General features: G+C 63.0%; 15 protein-coding genes. 12 read left to right on the forward strand and 3 right to left on the reverse strand.

The genetic code is table 11. The features are described 5' to 3' along the window. The first annotated feature begins 499 nt into the window (after positions 1 to 499). The 12 genes from P9217_RS12985 (at position 500) to P9217_RS13040 (ending at position 16,443) form a co-directional block, all read left to right on the forward strand. Entirely contained in the window at positions 500 to 853 is a 354-nt protein-coding gene (locus P9217_RS12985) for a hypothetical protein (protein ID WP_278087011.1), read from the forward strand. Continuing rightward, a complete protein-coding gene (locus P9217_RS12990; RefSeq protein ID WP_278087012.1) occupies positions 850 to 2,442 on the forward strand; it encodes a relaxase in 1,593 nt (530 codons plus the stop codon). The genes P9217_RS12985 and P9217_RS12990 overlap by 4 nt, the downstream gene beginning before the upstream one ends. Positions 2,443 to 3,158: 716 nt before the next feature. Continuing rightward, positions 3,159 to 4,487 (forward strand): hypothetical protein, encoded by a 1,329-nt coding sequence (locus P9217_RS12995; RefSeq protein ID WP_278087013.1) that lies wholly within the window; start codon positions 3,159 to 3,161, stop codon positions 4,485 to 4,487. A 900-nt stretch (positions 4,488 to 5,387) separates the two neighbouring features. Further along, positions 5,388 to 7,769: a phosphoketolase family protein gene (locus P9217_RS13000; protein ID WP_278053235.1), complete on the forward strand. Its 2,382-nt coding sequence runs from the start codon at positions 5,388 to 5,390 to the stop codon at positions 7,767 to 7,769. A 59-nt stretch (positions 7,770 to 7,828) separates the two neighbouring features. Further along, positions 7,829 to 9,004, forward strand: a complete 1,176-nt coding sequence (locus P9217_RS13005; protein ID WP_278087014.1) for an acetate/propionate family kinase — start codon at positions 7,829 to 7,831, stop codon at positions 9,002 to 9,004. 202 nt (positions 9,005 to 9,206) lie between these two features. Further along, positions 9,207 to 9,848, forward strand: coding sequence for a ThuA domain-containing protein (locus P9217_RS13010; protein ID WP_278088291.1), 642 nt, complete (start codon positions 9,207 to 9,209; stop codon positions 9,846 to 9,848). A 169-nt stretch (positions 9,849 to 10,017) separates the two neighbouring features. After that, complete coding sequence (locus P9217_RS13015; protein ID WP_278087016.1) at positions 10,018 to 10,761, forward strand: FadR/GntR family transcriptional regulator; 744 nt, start codon at positions 10,018 to 10,020, stop codon at positions 10,759 to 10,761. A gap of 90 nt (positions 10,762 to 10,851) precedes the next feature. Continuing rightward, positions 10,852 to 12,015 carry a galactonate dehydratase gene (gene dgoD, locus P9217_RS13020; RefSeq protein WP_245299514.1) on the forward strand — a complete coding sequence of 388 codons (1,164 nt, stop codon included), beginning with the start codon at positions 10,852 to 10,854 and terminating at the stop codon, positions 12,013 to 12,015. A 2-nt stretch (positions 12,016 to 12,017) separates the two neighbouring features. Further along, entirely contained in the window at positions 12,018 to 12,794 is a 777-nt protein-coding gene (locus tag P9217_RS13025; RefSeq protein WP_278087017.1) for an SDR family oxidoreductase, read from the forward strand. Positions 12,795 to 12,879: 85 nt separating this feature from the next. Beyond that, the gene (locus tag P9217_RS13030; protein ID WP_082953661.1) at positions 12,880 to 13,872 is read left to right on the forward strand and encodes a substrate-binding domain-containing protein; all 993 of its coding nucleotides are present in this window, start codon (positions 12,880 to 12,882) and stop codon (positions 13,870 to 13,872) included. 64 nt (positions 13,873 to 13,936) lie between these two features. Continuing rightward, complete coding sequence (locus P9217_RS13035; protein ID WP_127240026.1) at positions 13,937 to 15,457, forward strand: sugar ABC transporter ATP-binding protein; 1,521 nt, start codon at positions 13,937 to 13,939, stop codon at positions 15,455 to 15,457. Beyond that, a complete protein-coding gene (locus P9217_RS13040; RefSeq protein ID WP_127217235.1) occupies positions 15,454 to 16,443 on the forward strand; it encodes an ABC transporter permease in 990 nt (329 codons plus the stop codon). The genes P9217_RS13035 and P9217_RS13040 overlap by 4 nt, the downstream gene beginning before the upstream one ends. Before the next feature lie 12 nt (positions 16,444 to 16,455). Here P9217_RS13040 and P9217_RS13045 read toward each other — a convergent pair whose 3' ends face one another. From P9217_RS13045 to P9217_RS13055, 3 genes are all read right to left on the reverse strand, one after another. Beyond that, positions 16,456 to 17,811, reverse strand: a complete 1,356-nt coding sequence (locus tag P9217_RS13045) for a glutamine synthetase family protein (protein ID WP_067319031.1) — start codon at positions 17,809 to 17,811, stop codon at positions 16,456 to 16,458. A 289-nt stretch (positions 17,812 to 18,100) separates the two neighbouring features. After that, the gene (locus tag P9217_RS13050) at positions 18,101 to 18,799 is read right to left on the reverse strand and encodes a GntR family transcriptional regulator (protein WP_095823551.1); all 699 of its coding nucleotides are present in this window, start codon (positions 18,797 to 18,799) and stop codon (positions 18,101 to 18,103) included. Positions 18,800 to 19,000: 201 nt separating this feature from the next. Then, positions 19,001 to 19,810: a helix-turn-helix transcriptional regulator gene (locus P9217_RS13055; protein ID WP_095783587.1), complete on the reverse strand. Its 810-nt coding sequence runs from the start codon at positions 19,808 to 19,810 to the stop codon at positions 19,001 to 19,003. Positions 19,811 to 19,905 lie beyond the last annotated feature (95 nt).

A 19,905-nucleotide genomic window follows, 5' to 3' on the forward strand; every position in this document is an offset into this window, starting at 1 on the left:
CGGGACTAAGCTCTAGTATATTCAGTGTTTCCTGCCTCGAATGCGGCTGTATGCGGGTCGTTAATTCCCCCGTAAATCTTGAAGCCGTAAAATGAATAGATAGGTCGTTAGTGTCGGATACAAGATGTGCGCGGTGGCCCCGCGCCATCTTGGCAAGGGGACTCGCTTGCGCGTCCCCGTTGCATCCCCCCGGCCATTGGCTGACGCGATCCGGTTGTGACCGGATCGCCGGAGAACGGCATCGAGCCGTTGTCAGCCAATCGCAGAGTTTCGCCGCTGCACTACGACCAAAGAGCCTTCGCGCCCTTTGGATTTCAGATCAGGACTTTCGCGTCCTGAACCACGACCGGTGTTTTCGGCACCGGCTTCGACCAAGGGAGACTTCGGCTCTCCCTGTGGAACCCATCGACCAGCGTTTGTCGCGCTGGACGGCGACCAACGCATTCGCCGTTGGATCACGACCAAGGAGGCGTCCTTGGATGCGTATAGGTGAAAGGAGATGGCCGGCAGCGGCAGTGAAAAGAGGCGGCGGCGGCATGTACGCAAGGCCCGCTTTACGGACGAAGAGGCCGCGCTCTTTGACGAACAGGCGCAGCGGGCCGGCGTCAGCGATGCCGAACTGATCCGCTACGCTGTGTTTGGCACGCCGCCGCTTCGGGCCAGCCGCCAGCCCGCCATCAACGAGAAAATCGCCGCGCAGCTTCTCGGCAAAATGGGGCAGCTTGCGAGCGTCCTGCGCGCATGCGCAAACGCCGCCGATCCGGATGAAATCGATCCCCGGATCGAAGCCGCCCATCGCGATATTGCCGAGATGCGCAACGTGCTGTTTCAGGCCCTTGGTCGAGAGCCATGATCCTGAAAGGCAGCCAGCGCGCGAACGGGGCCGACCTCGCCATCCACCTTATGAACTCGTACGATAACGAGTCCATCGAGGTCGCGGAGGTGTATGGAACGGTCGCGGGCGATCTGTACGGGGCCTTCGCGGAATTCGAAGCCGTGTCGCGCGGCACGAAAGCGAAGGAATATCTCTACAGCCTGTCCATCAGCCCGCCTTCGCCGCTTACGCGCGAGCAGTATTTCGAAGCGATTTCCACAATCGAGCACAGGCTCGGATTGCAGGGCCAGCCGCGCGCCGTCGTCTTCCATGTGAAGCAGGACGGCTATGGCAGAGCGCGCGAGCATTGCCACGTGGTCTGGTCGCGCATCGACATCGAGAATATGCGGGCGATCCATATGTCGCATGATCGCAGCCGGCTCATGGATTTGGCTTGCGAGCTTGGCCGGAAATTCGGCCTCGAATTGGCGCCTGGATTGCTTGCCTGGGAGGCGAAGCAGCAATTCGAAAAGGAAAAGTTAGAGGCCACGCTCGCCGAGAAGGCGCAGGCCGAGGAAACCGGCATCAGCCCCGAGCAGCGCCGTGCAAAAATCACCGCCGCCTACGAGGCTTCGGATACGCCCGAGGCCTTCCGCGCCGCGCTTGAGCAGAAGGGCTATGTGCTCGCAAAAGGCGACAAGCGCGGCCTGGTCGTCGTCGACAAATTCGGCAACCCGCACAGCCTCACTCGCTACCTGAAAGGTTTCAAGGCGAGCGAGGTGAAAAAGAAGCTCGCGTCTCTCCGCCCCGAGGAATTGCCCTCGGTCGATCAGGCCAGGGAAATAATGCGTCAGCGCACACAGGCGTATGACGACACGCAGCGGGAGCAGCAGGCGGAGCAGCGCGATCAGCGGGCCGAAGAGCGCCTTGAGAAGGAAAGGGCGCATGCGGAAAAGCTGGCAGCCCGCCGCCTGGAAATCCAGCAGGCCAAACAGGAGATGCTGACACGGCAGCAGGCGGAACGGCTTGCCCTCCATGCCGCGCAGAAGGCGGAGGCAGACGGACTGCTATTCCGGGTACGGCGCGCCGTTGCCGATCTGATCGGGCGGACGCCGGGGCTGCGGTCTGTTCTCAGCCACATCCAGCGGATGACCAGCCTCGATCCGGCGGAGCGGCACCGGCTGGAAAATGATGCACTCGCTCGCCGCCATGAGCGAGAAAAATTGGAATTCGAACGCAGGGAACGCTTTCAGGCCCGCATCGAAAAGCGGGAAACATTATCGCGTGAAAGGGCGCTGCGGCGCGAGAAGCAGCTGGCGCAGGATACGCGCCTGGAAAGGGAACGTACGGCGGAGCAGGCGCATACTGTTGAGAATAAGGCGAAGCAGGATTTCCACGACGCGGCGCGCGATGACGGGCTGTGGAAACGTAGGGAATTCGAGGACGGCGAGCTGAGTGACAGCTTCAATGATGCGGCGAGCCTGAAGAACGCGGACAGCTTCTCGGATGATGATGGCGAAAGCTACGCACCGGATTGGGCTGACGATGCCGACGACGATGGCGATGATGACGGGCCTAAATTCAAGCGGGAGCGCGGCCATAGCTACAAGCGAGACGACGATCCTTAGATACGGAAAATACTGCGGCTCCGATAATCATATACGCTACATGAAACAATTTTCATTTCCTATCTGTGATTTAAATTCGGATTGATGAATAATTCTTCCAAAAGCTTTCATTAAACTTTAAGTATCGACGGAATAAGTGAACAATTCAAAAAATATTAAATCTCACTCTGCGTTATCGATCTTGGGACATTTCTCTGTCGCATTCTGGAGCGCCGCGTTCTGGGGGTGCTTGGTTTGGTGGATAGGAATGGTTCTCGTAGGTGACGAACCCAAAACATCTCACGATCCGATGTATGTGCTGATCGCAGCAATCAGTTTTGGGCTGTATGGCACGGTGCTAGCTCTGTACTTTGCATTGCCAGCGTATGTTTTGGGCTATCTTGTTACCCTTGCGCTTTACCGCCGAAACATCACTCTGTTAGGGGTGTGGCTTGCAGCAGGCACGAGCGTCGCCGCGTTGGTGAATGTCGCAATCGTTGAGTGGGCCTGGGGACTATTCGTCCTCTACGCATTCTGTGGATTCATAGGCAGTTATTTCACCTGGCGGCAGCTCTTCCGTAACGCTGTGCAGCCTGTGGGACGCAAATCCCATCAATGGGGTCGAGATCCCCCGAGTCGATTATGGCGTGTCCGTCAACCTGTCGATTTACAATTCATGGACCCATGGGACCTCGGATATGGCACCAGCGACGATAGCAACATATCTACCAGAATCGATGCTGATTGGCATCGGACCCGATCTTAGAATAGTCGACGGTCAGGGAAATCGGCAGCCATTTCCGACAGCGGCGGCGTTCAGCTACTTTTTCCATGAGTTTGCCCATTACCTGCACAACATTTCCACTGTGAGCGGGATCGCGGCCTTCATCAACACGATCGAGCTATGGCGCTGCTTCCGCTCCACCGTTGGGGCTGCGGGGCATGGCGAAGGTTCAGCTCAACTTGGTCATGAGCATCAGGATCATCTACGCAGATTGATGGCCTACTTGATCGCTGCACGCCGAAACCACACGCCGACACTTTCTGAAATTTATTCGCCCCAATCTTTGGTTGTCTCAACCGTGAGAGCAGAGACCGAAGTTGGTGGTGCGGGTGAAAACTTGCTTACGACGCTCGTTTGTGATGCAAAAGTTGCCGACCGGGGCGGGCAGGCGGAGACCCTATCAATCCATCTAGGTACCCTCGAATTACTGGAAGGCGCAGCCTGGCTCCTTGAAAAGCGCACGGTCAGTGCGGTGAACCCGCAAGAGATCGCAAGCCCACCGCCAATCTTTCCGTATCACGTTGCTCAGGCAGTTGCTGAGTATGCGGCACCAGGCCTCAGTGAGGACGGAGTTCTTGCCTGCATCCTTGCATCACTACAAAGCTCCGATGCTCCTGCGGCATTTCAAGAGACGTTGGCGATTGCGCGGCAAGCCGTTCAGAAAGGGCAAGACCCGGTTCTAACTCTGCGTGCTCGTGCTCAGGTCGTGATCAAGGAAAACGAACAACAGCTGCGCTCAGCGTTTGGTGCCTTGGAAAAAGAGTTCAGCGGTAATGGCATAATGGCCGTAACTGTCCGGCAGATCATTGACACTGCGAGACTGGGATTCTCCAAGAGGCGCGCTGACCCGTTCTTCGAACTGGAAATCATCCGAAAGCTGGGCGACCGCAGTCTATCCATCGACGCCCTGCTAAGCGAAATGCCTTGCGCAGTCCTGCAGCGAAACAATGGACACCCGGACCAAGTTGGCCGCGATTTTCTGCTGTCCTTCCGCCCGAATGCGGAGACAGCCACTGCCGATCCCGAAAGTGGCCTACGGGTAATTCACAGCATATTCGATTACATCAATCGTCACCGGCGTACTGACGGTTTGCTCCCCACCCGAGAAGCTCGGACGGGACCTTGTCCGTTTTACACCTGCTGCGCGTTGCCGCTTCGGCAGGACCAGCCCGCGATCTGCGAAAAGACGCCGTGGGAAGCGGTAGATTGGCCTAGGTGGGATGAGAAAGCGGGTGGATGCTGGTATGCCACGGGGGTGCGCATTACGCGTCCTCCGACTTAGCCTTCGGCATCGACCGGAGCGGGATAGTCCTAATTCGATTCCAAGATTTGGCATCGAACCCGGTGGGACAGTAGGGCTGAATACCTCACAAGATCATGGGAATTCAGAGTGTCCCAGCCTGCGTGTAAGTGCCTGACATCACTCACTTGAAGCGGCCCGCCCCTGGGCAACATTCTCAACTAAGCCCCGGCGCATTGAATAGCAGGGCAAGACGGTTGCGAGCCCCCGCAACCAGCTTAACCTGCTTAATCAGGTCGGCCGTCCGGTTTTCCGGGCGGCCTTTTTCTTTGCCCGTAAGGGCAAGGTGGTTGCGCATCCCCGCAACCAATCCAAAAACGCCCGCCTCGTGCGGGCGTTTTTGTATCTGGCCATACTGGCCGGCTGATGTGAGCGGTCATCAGGCCCGCAAGCAGCGAACCGACGCCGCGCCGGCAGACAAGCCAAATCCTGTCCCCCACACCAATCCACGGCCCGCCAACGCAGGCCGTTTGCGTTTGCGGCCCTACATTGCCCTCAAGCTCGACTCGACTTTTTGCTGCGATGGTCGCCCGGGCGTGCGTCGTCGGAACGATGCTCGAGGAGGAGAGCTTCGCCGTGCGCGTGGAAAGCACCACCGGGGCCTTCGTGGAGCCGGCGGTGCCGAAGTCGGCCTGATGGTGCAAAGCTTGCAAAGCTGAAGAGGCCAACCTCACCAAAGCGGTCGAAACGGCGCTGGCCTTGGCGGCTATAACGCGGCATTGCCGGACGCGTTTCGCGCATCGACGCTACCAGTTCATGTGCTGGCAGTGGGCCGCGTGTCGCAATGGGGCCCGCTCGCGGCGCCGACCGGTCATGAACCGGCGGCGACGTCCATGCGTTGTGTCTCAGCCGGGTGAGTTTGGAACAGCGAAGGAGTCGGAAATGACCACGCATCCCAGCACCAATCGCTTGTCCGCACAGGAGCTGCACGACATCGATGCCTACTGGCGTGCCGCCAACTACCTGACCGTCGGGCAGATCTATCTGCTCGACAATCCGCTGCTTCGCGAGCCGCTTCGGCTGGCGCACGTCAAGCCCAGGCTGCTTGGGCATTGGGGAACCTCGCCGGGCCTCAGCTTCATATACGCGCATCTCAACCGCGCGATCAGACTTCGCGATGTCAACGTCATTTACATCTGCGGCCCCGGCCATGGCGGACCGGCCATGGTTGCAAACAGCTATCTCGAAGGCACCTATAGCGAGATCAATCCGGATATTTCCCTCGAAGAGGCCGGAATGAGGACGCTCTTCCGGCAGTTTTCCTTTCCGGGAGGCATCCCGAGCCATGCCGCTCCCGATGTGCCCGGGTCGATCCATGAAGGCGGCGAGCTCGGCTACGCGCTTTCGCATGCCTTTGGCGCGGCCTTCGACAACCCGGATCTTATCGTCGCGTGCGTCGTCGGCGACGGCGAGGCGGAAACCGGCCCGCTCGCCACATCCTGGCACTGTAACAAGTTCCTCAACCCGGCGCAGGACGGCGCGGTGCTGCCGATCCTCCATCTCAACGGCTATAAGATCGCCAGTCCCACCATTCTCGCCCGCATCTCTGACGAAGAATTGCGGGCGCTATTCGTCGGCTATGGCTACGAACCGCTGTTCGTCGAGGGTGACGATCCGCCCCTGATGCATGAGCGGATGGCCGTCGTACTCGACGATGCGCTGGACCGCATCCAGGCAATTCAGCAGGCGGCGCGCAGCGGCGGAGAGACTGCCGACGGCCGGCCGAAATGGCCGATGATCATCCTTAGAAGCCCGAAGGGCTGGACAGGCCCCAAGGAGGTCGACGGGCTGAAGACCGAAGGATTCTGGCGCGCGCATCAGGTTCCGCTCTCCGGTCTCGCCGAAAACCCTGCGCATCTGAAGATGCTCGAGGAGTGGCTGAGAAGTTATCGGCCCGAAGAGCTTTTCGATGCCGAGGGCGCGCCAGTGGCCATGATCCGCGCCACTGCCCCGCAAGGCGGCAGACGCATGAGCGCCAATCCGCATGCCAATGGCGGCCTGCTGCGCCGCTCCCTCCAACTGCCAAGCCTGCAAGAGCATGCCGTATCTGTCCAGCAGCCCGGCGGCGTGAAAGCAGAGTCGACCCGTGTGATGGGCGGTTTCCTGCGCGACGTCATGGCATTGAACCAAAGCGCCAAAAACTTCCGCATTGTCGGTCCCGACGAGACGGCTTCGAACCGGCTGCAGGACGTCTTCGAGGTGACCGAGCGCGCCTGGATGGAAAAGATTCTGCCCGAAGATGTGCATCTCGGCCGCGAAGGCAGGGTTCTGGAAATCCTGTCCGAGCATACCTGTCAGGGCTGGCTGGAAGGCTATCTGCTTACCGGCCGGCACGGCCTGTTCTCCTGCTACGAGGCCTTCACGCACATTGTCGATTCCATGTTTAACCAGCATGCGAAATGGCTGGATGCCTGCGGCAAGCTGCCGTGGCGGCGGCCGATTGCGTCCTTGAACTATTTGTTGTCGAGCCATGTCTGGCAGCAGGAGCACAATGGCTTCAGCCATCAGGATCCGGGCTTCATCGATGTCGCCTTGAACAAGAAGGCGGACATCGTGCGCGTCTATCTGCCGGCGGATGCCAACAGCCTGCTTTGCGTGACGGATCATGTGCTTCGGACATGGAACCGCATCAACGTGATCGTCGCCGGCAAAGCCAATTCGTGGCAGTGGCTGTCGATCACCGAGGCGAAAGTCCACTGCAAGGCCGGTATCGGCATATGGGAGTGGGCGTCGACCGACGGCGGGGCAGAGCCGGATGTGGTGATGGCCTGCGCCGGCGACGTGCCGACGCTCGAGACGCTGGCCGCGGTCCAAATTCTGAAACGCCACGTTCCCGGCCTCAAGGTGCGGGTGGTCAACATAGTCGACCTGATGACTTTGCAGCCCAAGGAACACCACCCGCACGGCCTGTCGGATCGTGAATTCGACGCGTTTTTCACGGCCGATAAGCCAGTCATCTTCGCGTATCACGGCTATCCATGGACCATCCATCGCCTGACTTACCGGCGGACCAACCACGACAACATCCACGTGCGCGGCTACAATGAGGAAGGGACGACGACGACGCCCTTCGACATGACCGTCCTCAATGGCCTCGACCGCTATCATCTCGTCTTGGGCGTGCTCGACCGCATTCCCGACCCGGCCGGCGCGCATATCCGGCTGAAGCAGGCGATGGAAGGCAAGCTGATCGAGCACCGGGCCTATATCCGCGAGCATGGGCAGGACATGCCCGAGGTCCTCGGCTGGAAATGGGAGCAGTAGTCGATGCCGAAGCGCCAGGCCAAATGGACGAGCGCACGATTGGCCGGGACCGGCCGACCATGACCGATGCCATTCTCGTCCTCAACGGCGGCTCCTCAAGCCTGAAGTTCGCCGTGTTTCAGCAGCAAGACGAGCTTCACCTGCTGGTGCGCGGCAGCGTGTCGTCGATCGGACATCATCCACGATTGCATGTCGCGCCCTCAGAATTGTCACGCGAAATCGACAGGAGCCTGGGGGACGAACCGATCGGGATAGCAAAGGCGTTCGAGGCCATAGTTTCCTATCTCGAGGATCACGCTCTTTTGCGCCGGATCGGCACGGTCGGGCACCGCATCGTCCATGGCGGGCAAGAACTTACCCAAGCGACCTTGCTCGACGAGCGCACGCTCGACGCGCTGCATAGGCTTGAGCCGCTCGCACCGATCCATCAGGCGATCAACCTGGAGATCGTCCAACTGGCCGGTCGGCTTTTGCCCGAAGCCAAGCAGGTCGGCTGCTTCGATACGGCCTTTCACACGGCGCGGCCGGAGCTTGCCAGGCTCTATGGCTTGCCGCGAGAGATGTCGGAACAGGGCATCGTCTCCTACGGCTTCCACGGGCTCTCCTACAGGCACATCGTAGCGAAGCTCCGCGAGCGCTACGGCGACGCTGCCGGTGGCCGAACGATTGCCGCCCATCTCGGCAGCGGCGCGAGCCTGTGTGCGATGAAGGCAGGAGTAAGCCTCGCCACGACCATGGGTTTTTCGACGCTTGATGGCCTCGTCATGAGCACCCGTTGCGGCGCCATCGATCCTGGCGTGATCCTGCACCTTTTGCAGGAGCGCAAGCTGTCGGCCGACCGAGTGACCGAATTGCTCTACGAGCAGTCCGGCCTGCTGGGCGTATCCGGCATTTCCGGAGACATGCAGGCGCTGCTTGGGTCGAAAGACCCGGCGGCGGCGCGTGCCGTCGCGCTCTTCGTCTATCGCGCCGGACGTGAGATCGGATCGCTCGCGGCCGCGCTTGGAGGCCTCGACACGCTCGTGTTCACCGCCGGCATCGGCGAAAATGCATGGCAGATCCGGCAAGAGATCTGCGAGGCTGCTGCCTGGCTTGGTGTCGTGGTCGACCATGGTTTAAATCGCAGCGGCGAAGCGCTGGTCAGCGCGCGAGAGTCCAGCGTCGATGTTCTTGTCATTCCGGCCGACGAGGAACGTGCCGTGGCCACGCAGCTCCTCGACTTCGACACGGTCTGATCTCCCGCGGCAGGATCGCAGGGATCAGCTCGGTAACTGGCGCAGAGCTTCCGCTGAACCAGGACGAGCGTCGGGCGATCGGGCGTCGCGCGGGCCGTTTTCGTTCGCGTCACTTTCCCTTCAAGCTCGACTCGGCGATGGTCAGCCCGGCGCCTCGCTGCCCTATATCCGGCCGCGCGGCCAAATGCATAAGGAGCGGAAGATGCGGCAGGCACTGATCGTATGGGGCGGCTGGGAAGGGCATGAACCCGAAGCCGGGGCGCGCCTCCTCAAAGCGATGCTTGACGAGGAAGGCTTTGCCGTGCGCTTGGAAAATACGACCGCGGTGTTCGCCGACCCGGCGATCGCCGACCTCAGCCTGATCGTGCCGATCTACACCATGTCCAAGCTCGCCAAGGCCGAAGAGGCGAACCTCACCAAAGCGGTCGAAAACGGCGTCGGCCTCGGCGGCTATCACGGCGGCATGGGCGACGCGTTTCGCGAATCGACGGACTACCAGTTCATGTGCGGCGGCCAGTGGGTTGCCCATCCCGGCAACATCATCGACTATCGTGTGAATATCGTGCGGCGCGACGACCCGATCGTGGCAGGCATCGACGATTTCCAATACCGCTCCGAGCAATGTTACATGCATGTCGATCCATCGAACGACGTGCTGGCGACCACCACCTTCTCGGGCGAGCACGCGCCGTGGATCGCCGGCGTTGTCATGCCCGTGGTTTGGAGGCGCAGGCACGGCAAAGGGCGGGTGTTCTATTCGTCGCTCGGCCACGCGGCCAAGGAATTCGAGGTGCCGCAGATGCGCACCATCCTGCGCCGCGGACTTGTGTGGGCGGCGCGCTGAGCGCGCCCGTCGGTGCGGGCTGACGCCGGTGGCGGCCGGATTTCCCGAACCGAAAGCATCACCGACCCGCTCCTATGATCATGACAGATCGTATGAATGAGTGATTTACATAAGACGTAAGCTTTCATACAACTGCCGGCAGCAACTTGCTCTATCGGGAGAGGATTGCGTGGAAAATATCGTTCCTTCGGACGCAACCGGGTGGATGCCTTCGGTCGACCAGGGCGGCGCAAGCGTGCACAACGCCGTCGTCAGCGTGCTGGGCAGCCGCATCCTGGGCGGCGACTATGCTCCCGGTGCAGCCTTGCCGCGCGAGGAGGAGCTCTGCGCCATGCTGGGCGTCAGCCGCACCTCGGTTCGGGAAGCGGTCAAGGTGCTGTCGGCGAAAGGTCTTGTCGAGGCCAGGCGGCGGGCGGGCGTGCGCGTGCTGCCGCGCGACAGCTGGCGCCTGCTCGACCCGGTGGTGCTCGGCTGGCACCCTTCCATCCAGGATGACGAGGAGCTGGTTTCCGGCCTGCTCGAGGCGCGCCGCATCTTTGAGCCGGCGGCGGCCGAGCTTGCGGCAAGGCGCGCCAGCGCCGCCGATCTCGCCGAAATCGAACGCGCGGTCGTCGGCATGCGCGACAATATCCCGGGCGACCTCAACGCGGTCTGCCAGGCGGACCTTGCCTTCCACAAGGGCGTCATCGCCGCCAGCCATAATGTCGTGCTCAAGGGGCTGGTTGGCATGCTGGAAGCTGCCCTGCGCGCCACTTTCCTGGTCACCAATCCGTTGATGGAGGCGCAATCGCGCGCGCTGTCGGCGCATGTCGCGGTGCTGGAGGCGATCCGCGTCCGCGATACCGCCGGCGCCCGCGGCGCCATGGACAGGCTGCTTGACATCGCCGCCGACGATCTTCACGCCAGAGGGTGACGTTTCCGGCTTGACGCCATTTTTTATCATATGATATTGCAATTTCATATGATCTAATTAGCGTCATGGGAGGTGTTGCGCTTGAGGATCGTGGCCATCACCACGCGCGTCGTGAACGCGGATATGCGCAACTGGGTGTTCGTGCGTGTCGAGACCGACCAGCCGGGCCTCTACGGTTGGGGCGAGGCGACGCTGGAATGGAAGACCCAGGCCGTCGTCGGCGCCGTCAATGACCTCGCGCCGCTTCTGGTCGGCCGCGACCCGCGCGACATCGAGCAGGCGGTGCGCATCCTCAAAAAGCACTCGTTCTGGCGGCTCGGCGTCATCGGCATGTCGGCGGTTTCCGGCATCGAGCTGGCGCTCTGGGACATTTTTGGCAAATGGCTCGATCAGCCGGTCTGGCGCTTGCTCGGCGGCAAGGTGCGCGACCGGGTCAAGGTCTACACGCATCTCGGCCTCGGCGACATGCGCGCCGTCTACGAAACGTTGGAGACCGAGCCGTTGGTGCGGCGCGCCTCCGAAGTGGTTGCCACGGGCTATCGCGCGCTGAAGGCCGTCTTCATCCCCTACAGCCACTATCATGCGCCGCTCGTCGAGGTCGACAAGGTCGGCCGCCTAATGGAGGCGCTGCGCAAGACAGTCGGTCCCGAAGTCGAGATCATGGTCGATTTCCACGGCCGTCCCGCCTCGGCCTCCACCGCGCTCGCCTATATCGACGCGCTTGCGCCCTACCGACCGATGTTCGTCGAAGAGCCGCTGCCGCCGGGCGAGACCGGCGCGCTGGCGCAGCTCGTCGCCAAATCGCGCGTGCCGATCGCCACCGGCGAGCGGCTGATCGATCGTCCCGAATTCGACGACCTTTTCCGGGCAAGGGCGGTCGACATCGTGCAGCCGGACATCTGCCACTGCGGCGGCCTGCTCGAGGCGAAGAAAATCGCCGCCATGGCCGAGGCGGTCTCGGTCGGTGTGGCGCCGCACAATCCGCTCGGTCCGATCGCCGGCGCGGCGGCGCTGCATTTCGCGGTCTCCACGCCCAATCACCTGATCCAGGAAGAGATGGTCGGTGCCGTGCCCTGGTATTTCGAGGTGGTGAAGGGGCCGATCCGCATGATCGACGGCTGCTGGCAGGTGCCGGATGCGCCCGGGCTCGGCGTCGAGGTCGACGAAGCGGTCGCCGACCGGCATCCCTACAGGCCGGAGGTCATGCACACCACCAATGCCGTCCTTGCCGACGGCACCATCGTGGACTGGTGACCATGGCCGGGCGACTGAAGGACAAGGTGGTGATTGTCACCGGCGCCGGGCGCGGCATCGGCGAGGCGACGGCGCGCGCGATGGCCGCCGAGGGTGCGGCCATCGTCGTGGCCGAAAAGGATGCGCTCAGCGGAAAGAGCGTTGCCGCGTCGCTGGTCGAAGCCGGCGCTCGGGCGCTGTTCGTGGAGACCGACGTCGCCGATATCGCATCCTGCAAAGCGATGGCCGAGCAAGCGCTTGCCACCTTCGGCCGCATCGACGTGCTGGTCGCCAATGCCGGCATCAACGTTTTCCACGAGCCGCTGGAAACCACGGAAGAGGAATGGCGGCGCTGCTTTGCCGTCGATCTCGACGGGGTGTGGTATTCGGCGCGCCCCGTGCTGCCGGCGATGCGGGCTCAGACGCAGGGTTCGATCGTGGCGATCGCTTCGTGCCATTCTTTCGCGATCATCCCCTCGACCTTTCCCTATCCGGTTGCCAAGCACGGACTGCTCGGCCTGGTACGATCGCTCGGCGTTCAATACGCGGCCGAAGGTGTTCGCGTGAACGCGATCGCACCCGGCTACATCGAGACGCAGATCGCGGTCGACTACTGGAACACCTTTCCTGATCCGCAGGCGGAGCGCCAGCGCACCTACGACCTGCACCCGCCGCGCCGCATCGGGCGGCCGGAGGAGGTGGCGATGACTGCCGTCTTCCTCGGCTCCGACGAGGCCCCGTTCATCAACGCGGCCTGCATCGTCATCGATGGCGGGCGCTCGGTTCTCTACCACGAATGAGGTTTCGCACCGGCGGCCGGTCGCCGGAAACGTCTTCAAGCAAAAAGGACTCCCGCCGGCCGGGATCGATATTGAGGAGGAAACCATGAAACGCATGATCAGGACGTGGCTTGCTGTGGCCGCGACCGCAGCCGTCGCGCTGACGGTCCATGGCGCCGGCGCGCAGGACAAGATGAAGTTCGGCTATATCAACAAGATGGGCGACCATCCCTGGTTCGTCCGCGAGGTGAAGGGTGCCAAGGACAAGGCCGCCGAGCTCGGCGTCGACCTGCTTGTCCAGGACGTTCAGTTCGACGCCAACCTCGCCGTCACCACCTTCGACACCTATGTCGGCGACGGCGTCAAGGGCATCGCCGTGGTGGTGCCGGACCGCTCGCTCGGCCCGGTCGTCGCCGACAAAGCAAAGGCCGCCAAGATCGGCCTGATTGCTGTCGACGACGACATCGCCTTCGCCGACGGCACGCCGGTCGCCTATGTCGGCATGAACGCGCTCAACATCGGCAAGCAGGTCGGCGGCGAGATTGCCCGCATCGTCAAGGCCGAAGGCTGGGACAAGGACCTCTCCAAGGTGCGCGTGGGCTCGATCGAGGACCAGAAGGCCGACACCTGCATGCGCCGCAACAAGGGCGCGGAGGAAGCGCTGGTCGCAGCGATCCCGGAGATCAAGTCGCGCATCGTCTCGATTCCCTATGACAACACGATGGTTAACTCGATCGATGTCGTGTCGACGACGCTGACAGCCAATCCGGACGCCGAGAAGTGGATCTTCTACTCCTGCAATGACGACGGCGTGCTTGGCGGCGTGCGCGCCACGGAGAATGCCGGCATGAAGCCGGAGAACGTCATCGGCATCGGCATCGACGGTTCCCGCTCCTGCGAGGCCTTCGGTTCCGGCAAGCCGACGGGCTTCCGCGGCACGATGTGGCTGGACAGCGCCAAGCACGGCGCCGCCGCTATCCAGGCGCTCTACGACCAAGCTACCGGCAAGGAGATGCAGAAGGACTATTTCCAGGACGCCACGCTGATCAGCGGCGAGAACTTCGCCAAGTTCAAGGACACTCTCGGTTGCAAGTCCTAGGCTCCCTTTCGGGCTCGGGGCGGATGGCCTTTGGGCGGGCGGCTTCAAAGGGAGTCTCCCGCCCATGACCGTGCCCGTCGTTGCCGTCGAAGGCGTCAGCAAGCGCTTCGGCGCCGTGCAGGCGCTGCGCGACGTGTCGGTCGCTTTCAACGTCGGCGAGATCACCGCGCTGATCGGCGAGAACGGCGCCGGCAAGTCGACGCTGATGCGCGTGCTGGAGGGCGAGCATCGGCCGGATAGTGGCCGGGTCCTGGTCGACGGGCAGCCGGTGCAGCTCAGCTCGCCGCGCGCCGCACACGGCTCGGGCATCCGCGTCATCCACCAGGAGCCGGAGATCATCCCGGAGCTTACGGTGGCGGAAAACATCTTCATCGGCGACATCAAGGCGCGGGGCGCAATTTTTCTCGACCGCGCTGATCTCGAAAGACGCAGTCTCGACCTGTTGCGCACCTTTGGCGTGGTCGACGTGCTTTCGCCCGGGCAGCGCTGCCATGGCCTGAGCCCGGCGCTCAGGCAGCTGATCGAAATCATGCGCGCGCTGCGGCCGGGCGCGCGGCTGCTTGCCTTCGACGAGCCGACCTCGTCTTTGACGGAGGACGAGGCGCAACGGCTGTTCCGCGTCATCCGGCGCCTGAAGGCCGACGGCGTCGCGGTGATCTACATCTCGCACCGGCTGCGCGAGATCATCGAGCTTGCCGATCGGTGCGTGGTGATGCGCGACGGCAGCCGCGTCGCCGACGAACCAATCGCGGCGCTCGACGAGCAGCGCATGGTGCGGCTGATGGTCGGCAGGCCGGTAAGCGACCTGTTCAACCGAAAAGTGCGCGCGCTCGGGCCGGTCCGGCTGGCGCTCGAAGGCGTCACGACACGCCGCGTCGACGGGATCAGCTTCGAGGTCAGGGCAGGCGAGATCGTCGGCCTGGGCGGATTGGTCGGCGCGGGACGGACGGAAGTCGCGCGCGCCGTCGTCGGCCTCGATCCACTGCTCTCCGGGCGGATGGCCGTCGGCGGCCGGCCTTACAGGCCGCGCGAGCCGGCGGATGCGGTTGCCGCCGGAATCGGGCTGGTGCCGGAGGACCGCAAGCAGGAGGCCTTGCTTTTGATGCAGGCGGTGCGCGACAATGTCAGCCTCGTGGTACCCGACAAGGTGTCGCGCTACGGCTTCTTCAGCCGCAGGCGCGAGCGCGCGCTGGTCGCCCGCCATGTCGCCGAGCTCCGGGTCAAGACGCCGTCGATCGAGCAGGCCGTCGGGAAATTGTCCGGCGGCAACCAGCAGAAAGTCGTCTTCGCGCGCTGGCAGGCACGGGGGCCGGCGGTCCTGATCCTCGACGAGCCGACGCGCGGCATCGATGTCGGCGCCAAGGCGGAGATCTACAGGCTCATCGAAAGCCTGGCCGACCAGGGCCTCGCCATCCTGCTCATCTCCTCGGAGATGCCGGAGCTGCTCGGCCTTGCCGACCGCATCCTGGTCATGCAGAGCGGCAGCATCAGCGGCGAGCTGCCGTGGCAAGAGGCGAGCGAGGAGGCGGTGCTGGCACTGGCCATGCGCTCGGACAAGAAAGCAATCGAAAGGAGGGTGTCGTGACCGATACCGCGACCGCCGGACGCGAGCGCGCGCCGGCCAGCCTGTTTGGCCGCATCGGCGCGCAAAACATCAGCCTGCTGATCGCTCTGGTCGTGCTGCTGGCGATCTTTGGCGTGTTGAGGCCGGACGTCTTCTTCACGCCGCGCAACCTGATCAACATAGGCCTCGCGGTCACCATTCTCGGCATCCTGGCAATGGCGCAGACCGTCGTCATCGTATCGGGCGGGCTCGACATATCGGTCGGGTCGATCGTCGGCCTGAGCACGATGGTGCTGGCCGTCGCCGCCCAGGAAACCGGCTCGATCCCCGCCGGCATCCTCGCCGGCCTGCTCGCCGGATTGCTGGCAGGCGCAGTCAACGGGCTGATCATCGTCTACGGGCCGGTCAATGCGGTGATCGCGACGCTTGGCACGATGTCGGCCTTCCGCGGCCTCGCCTATCTGATGAACAACGGCAATTCCATACCGATCACCGGCGACAGCCTGCGCGCGCTGGGCATCGGCACGCTGTCCGGGCTGCCCTTCGCCATCTGGCTGCTGATCGCGGCGATGGCGGCTTTCATCGTTTTCACCCGTGAGACGGTCGTCGGCCGCAACATCTACGCGCTCGGCGGCAATCCGACGGTGGCGCGGCTCGCCGGCATCCCGATCCGCCGCTACCAGATCTCGATCTATGCGATGAGCGGCTTCGCCGCGGCGGTGGCGGGTCTGGTGCTCGCCAGCCGCACCATGTCCGGACAGCCCGCCTCCGGCAGCCAGGGGCTGGAGCTCGAGGCTATCACCGCCGCGATCCTCGGCGGCTGCGCGCTGCAGGGCGGCAAGGGCACGATCATCGGCGCCATGTTAGGGGTGCTGATCATCGGCGTCCTCAACAACGGCATGATCCTGACCTCCGTGCCGACCTTCTACCAGCTGCTCGCCAAGGGCGCGCTTTTGATCCTGGCGGTCATCGTGCAAGAGCGCCAGCGGGCCCGGTCGGGAGAATAGCCCCGCGCGGGGTTAGACGCTTTCGAGATAGGTCTCGATCTCGAAGTCGCTGACATTGAGCGCGAAGGTGTTCAGCTCCTGGCGCTTGCAGGCGATGAAAGCGTCGCGCAGCACGGCCGGGAAGATTTCGGCGACGCGCTTGCCGGTCTCGAAGGCGGCGATCGCCGAGGCCCAGTCAGGCGGCAGCTTGGCAAGCGTCAGGCCCTGTCCCTCGCCGCCGGTCGGCTCGCCGGGCGACAGCTGCCGCTCGATGCCCATTAGCGCGGCACCCAGGATCGCCGCCAGCACCAGATAGGGATTGGCGTCGGCCCCGGAAACGCGATGCTCGATGCGGCGCGCGGCAGACGGGCCGCCTGGAATGCGGATCGCCACCATGCGGTTTTCGTAGCCCCAGGCGACAGCCGTCGGCGCATAGGACCGTGGCCGCAGCCGGCGATAAGAATTGAAATGCGGCGCGAACACCAGCGTGCTTTCGGCCATGGCCGCGAGCAGGCCGCCGACGGCGTGGCGCATGGTGTCGGAGCCCTGGTCGCTGCCGTCGTCGAAGATGTTGCGGCCGTCCTTGTCGAGCACGCTGAAATGAACATGGAAACCGTTGCCGGCGCGCTCGCCATAGGGCTTGGCCATGAAGCAGGCGGCAAAGCCGTGCTTGCGCGCGATGCCCTTGACCGTGCGCTTGAAAAGCACGGCGTCGTCCGCGGCGCGCAAGGCATCCGGAACGTGGTTGAGGTTGATCTCGAACTGGCCGACGCCGTTCTCGGCGATCGCCGTATCGACCGGAATGCCCTGCATGCGGCAGGCTTCGTAGATGTCGTGGATGAAGCCTTCGAAATCGTCGATTTCGTCGATCGAAAGCGCCGCATCGGAATCGAGACGCCGGCCGGTGACCGGCGAGACAGGACCGACCGGACGCTGCGATGTCGGATCGACGAGATAGAATTCAAGCTCGGTCGCGGTAACCGGCGTCAGACCAAGCGCTGCGTAGCGGTCGAGGATGCGGGCGAGCGCGCGGCGCGGATCGCCGAGATAGGGTGCGCCGGCCTCGTCGGCGAGCCACAGGGGCAAAAGCGCCGTCGGATGCGCCGTCCAGTTGACGGGCAGGATGCCGCGTCCGGTCCAATGGCAAAGCCCGTCGGCGTCACCGGTCGAGAAAACCTGGGCGTTGCCTTCGATGTCCTCTCCCCAGATGTCGAGCCCGATCAGCGAATAAGGCATGCGCAGCTTGCCTTCGAGCGCCTTGCGCGCCTGCTCGACCGGGATGCGCTTGCCGCGCATGATGCCGTTCAGGTCGCACACCGCGGCCCGCAGGCTCTGGATGTCGCTTCTGCTTTCAAGCCAGTTCAAAACGTCCGCAATTGCATCGCCCAATTTCCAGCCCCTGTTCTTTCGGAGGTGCTGCAGCCGTTCCGGCTACGATATCCATTCTACAGCTTGTGAGTTTATGAAGGTCGCCACGGATGGTTCCAGGCGATGTTCCTTCATTTTTTCAATTCACTAGCTGGGATATCGGGCGGCATTTTGGGTCCATAGCTGCGATCTGCGATCGCAACATAGCTGGCCGCTAGGGGAAAGCCAAGGGGGCATTTGCGCGGTCAACGGTGATCTGGCTGCCAGTATCGTGATGGCCGAGGGCAATCCCTCGATCTACGCTGAGGCACTAGTGCCGCAATTCAGGAAACTTGATCTGTTTGAGAATGTGCGTCGCGCCCTCGTCGATGTCGCGCACGATGGCCGCGCGGGCTCGTTCGCCGTCCTGGACCTCGATCGCCGCCACGACCTCTTCATGATAGTCGATGCCGAGAATGCCGGCGAGGTCGTCCTCGAAGCCGATGCGCAGGTTGCGGAGGAAGGGGCCCACCTGCATCCACACGGTCTCGATCAGGAAGATCATCTGCTCGTTGCCGCAGTGGCGGTAGATCGAGAATTTGAAGTCGTGATTCTTGCGCAGGTAATCGTCGATGTCGCCGCTGCGGGCGGCCTGGGTGAGCTCTGTGCAATGTCGGCGGATGGCGCGCAGATTGTTGCCATTGATGAGGCCGGTGGCGAGCTCAGTGGCCGTGCCTTCCAGGACCATGCGCACGTCGGTGAGCTGCTGGAAACGGTCGGCCGAAATCATCGGCACCTCGACGCTTCCGTTCGGCATCGGGCTCAGCGCCCTGAGCGCCTGCAGCCGCATGAAGGCGCTGCGCACCGGCATGTCGCTGGTGCCGAGCTCCTTGGCGAGCTTCCGCGAGGTCAGCTTCTGGCCGGGCTGGAGCTGACCCGACATCAGCGCCCGCACCAGTTCCAGATAGACTTTCTCATGCAGCGGTACTGTGTCGAGGGCAGTCAGTCCGAATTGTGTTTTGTCGGCCATTGGCTATGCGCTACTTCGTCCGTCCCTGAAATCTGTTTAGCCGCTCTGTCCGCAACCGGAGACTTGGCCGGCGGCCCTCGATCCGCACGATAGACGGTTAAGGCGCGGCGCCGCAAGTGAGGCAGGGGCGGCCTCCTGACTGGCCCGAACGGCGCCCTCGGCATGCGTGCCGTGGAGCGGTTCCATTTGGCTGGAGACGCGCTATCCGATGCGCGCGTCGATGATCTCGACGAAGCGCGCGAAGAGGCCGGCCTGCGACCTGATCTTGAGCTTGCGATAGATGTTGCGGCGATGGACCTTCACGGTCCCTGGGACGATCCTGAGCGCCCTGGCGATCGATTCCGTCGAGTGACCCTGGAGCACCAGGTCGACGACCTGTTTCTCGCGCGAGGTCAGCGACAGGCTCTTCCAGATGTGGGCGCGATCCAGCTCATTGGTCACCGCCGCGGCTTCGCCCGGCGGCGCAACCGTGGTCTCTTCGGCAGGCAAGGCTGGCCAGCGCTGTCGGCAGAAGCCGACCACCGCGGGAGCCATGTCGCGCAACAGCCTAGCGTCGGCTGTTCCGAACGGCCCCGAGGCGCGCAGCCGCATCAGCGACAGCACCAGCGCATCCTTGCCGGCCAGCGGAACGAAGAAGCCGACCTCCTCGGCGAGCCGGGTCTGGCTGTAGTACGAGCGGTAGTACTCGCTGGCATAGAAGCGGTCCGGCGCCAACTCGCGCATGCGCCAGAAGCCTTCCCTGCGCTCGACCGCGGCGTGATGGAAGGGGTCGAGCAGATAGGGCCCTTCCTGATAGAGCGCGACGAAGATGTGGCTTTCGGCCGGCGAGAAGGTCTCGAACAGAAGCGGCGGCCGCGCAGCACCCCGATAGCCGAAGACGACGCAGTGATCGAAGCGGACATGCCCGCGCAGCCAGCCGACGATCGCCTTGCCGAAATGATCGCCGGTCTCGCGCGCCGCGGCAATCACGGCGCCGAGCGCGTTGTAGTCGTCGCTGCGGGAGGCGCTCAATTCATACCCCTCGAAATGCTAAAATCAATTAAATATACCACCCGCGAGGTATATACTAGGCGCCATTGGCTCTGCTAGCTTTGCAAAGATTGCCT

This window comes from Mesorhizobium sp. WSM4989 (assembly GCF_029625795.1).
In the GTDB taxonomy this organism is placed as follows: domain Bacteria; phylum Pseudomonadota; class Alphaproteobacteria; order Rhizobiales; family Rhizobiaceae; genus Mesorhizobium.

Coding starts and splice junctions, on each gene's coding strand:
- P9217_RS13030 (WP_082953661.1), top strand. CDS start 12,880: ATGAAACGCATGATCAGGACGTGGCTTGCTGTGGCCGCGACCGCAGCC.
- P9217_RS12985 (WP_278087011.1), top strand. CDS start 500: ATGGCCGGCAGCGGCAGTGAAAAGAGGCGGCGGCGGCATGTACGCAAG.
- P9217_RS12990 (WP_278087012.1), top strand. CDS start 850: ATGATCCTGAAAGGCAGCCAGCGCGCGAACGGGGCCGACCTCGCCATC.
- P9217_RS13050 (WP_095823551.1), bottom strand. CDS start 18,799: ATGGCCGACAAAACACAATTCGGACTGACTGCCCTCGACACAGTACCG.
- P9217_RS12995 (WP_278087013.1), top strand. CDS start 3,159: ATGCTGATTGGCATCGGACCCGATCTTAGAATAGTCGACGGTCAGGGA.
- P9217_RS13010 (WP_278088291.1), top strand. CDS start 9,207: ATGCGGCAGGCACTGATCGTATGGGGCGGCTGGGAAGGGCATGAACCC.
- P9217_RS13025 (WP_278087017.1), top strand. CDS start 12,018: ATGGCCGGGCGACTGAAGGACAAGGTGGTGATTGTCACCGGCGCCGGG.
- P9217_RS13005 (WP_278087014.1), top strand. CDS start 7,829: ATGACCGATGCCATTCTCGTCCTCAACGGCGGCTCCTCAAGCCTGAAG.
- P9217_RS13000 (WP_278053235.1), top strand. CDS start 5,388: ATGACCACGCATCCCAGCACCAATCGCTTGTCCGCACAGGAGCTGCAC.
- P9217_RS13035 (WP_127240026.1), top strand. CDS start 13,937: ATGACCGTGCCCGTCGTTGCCGTCGAAGGCGTCAGCAAGCGCTTCGGC.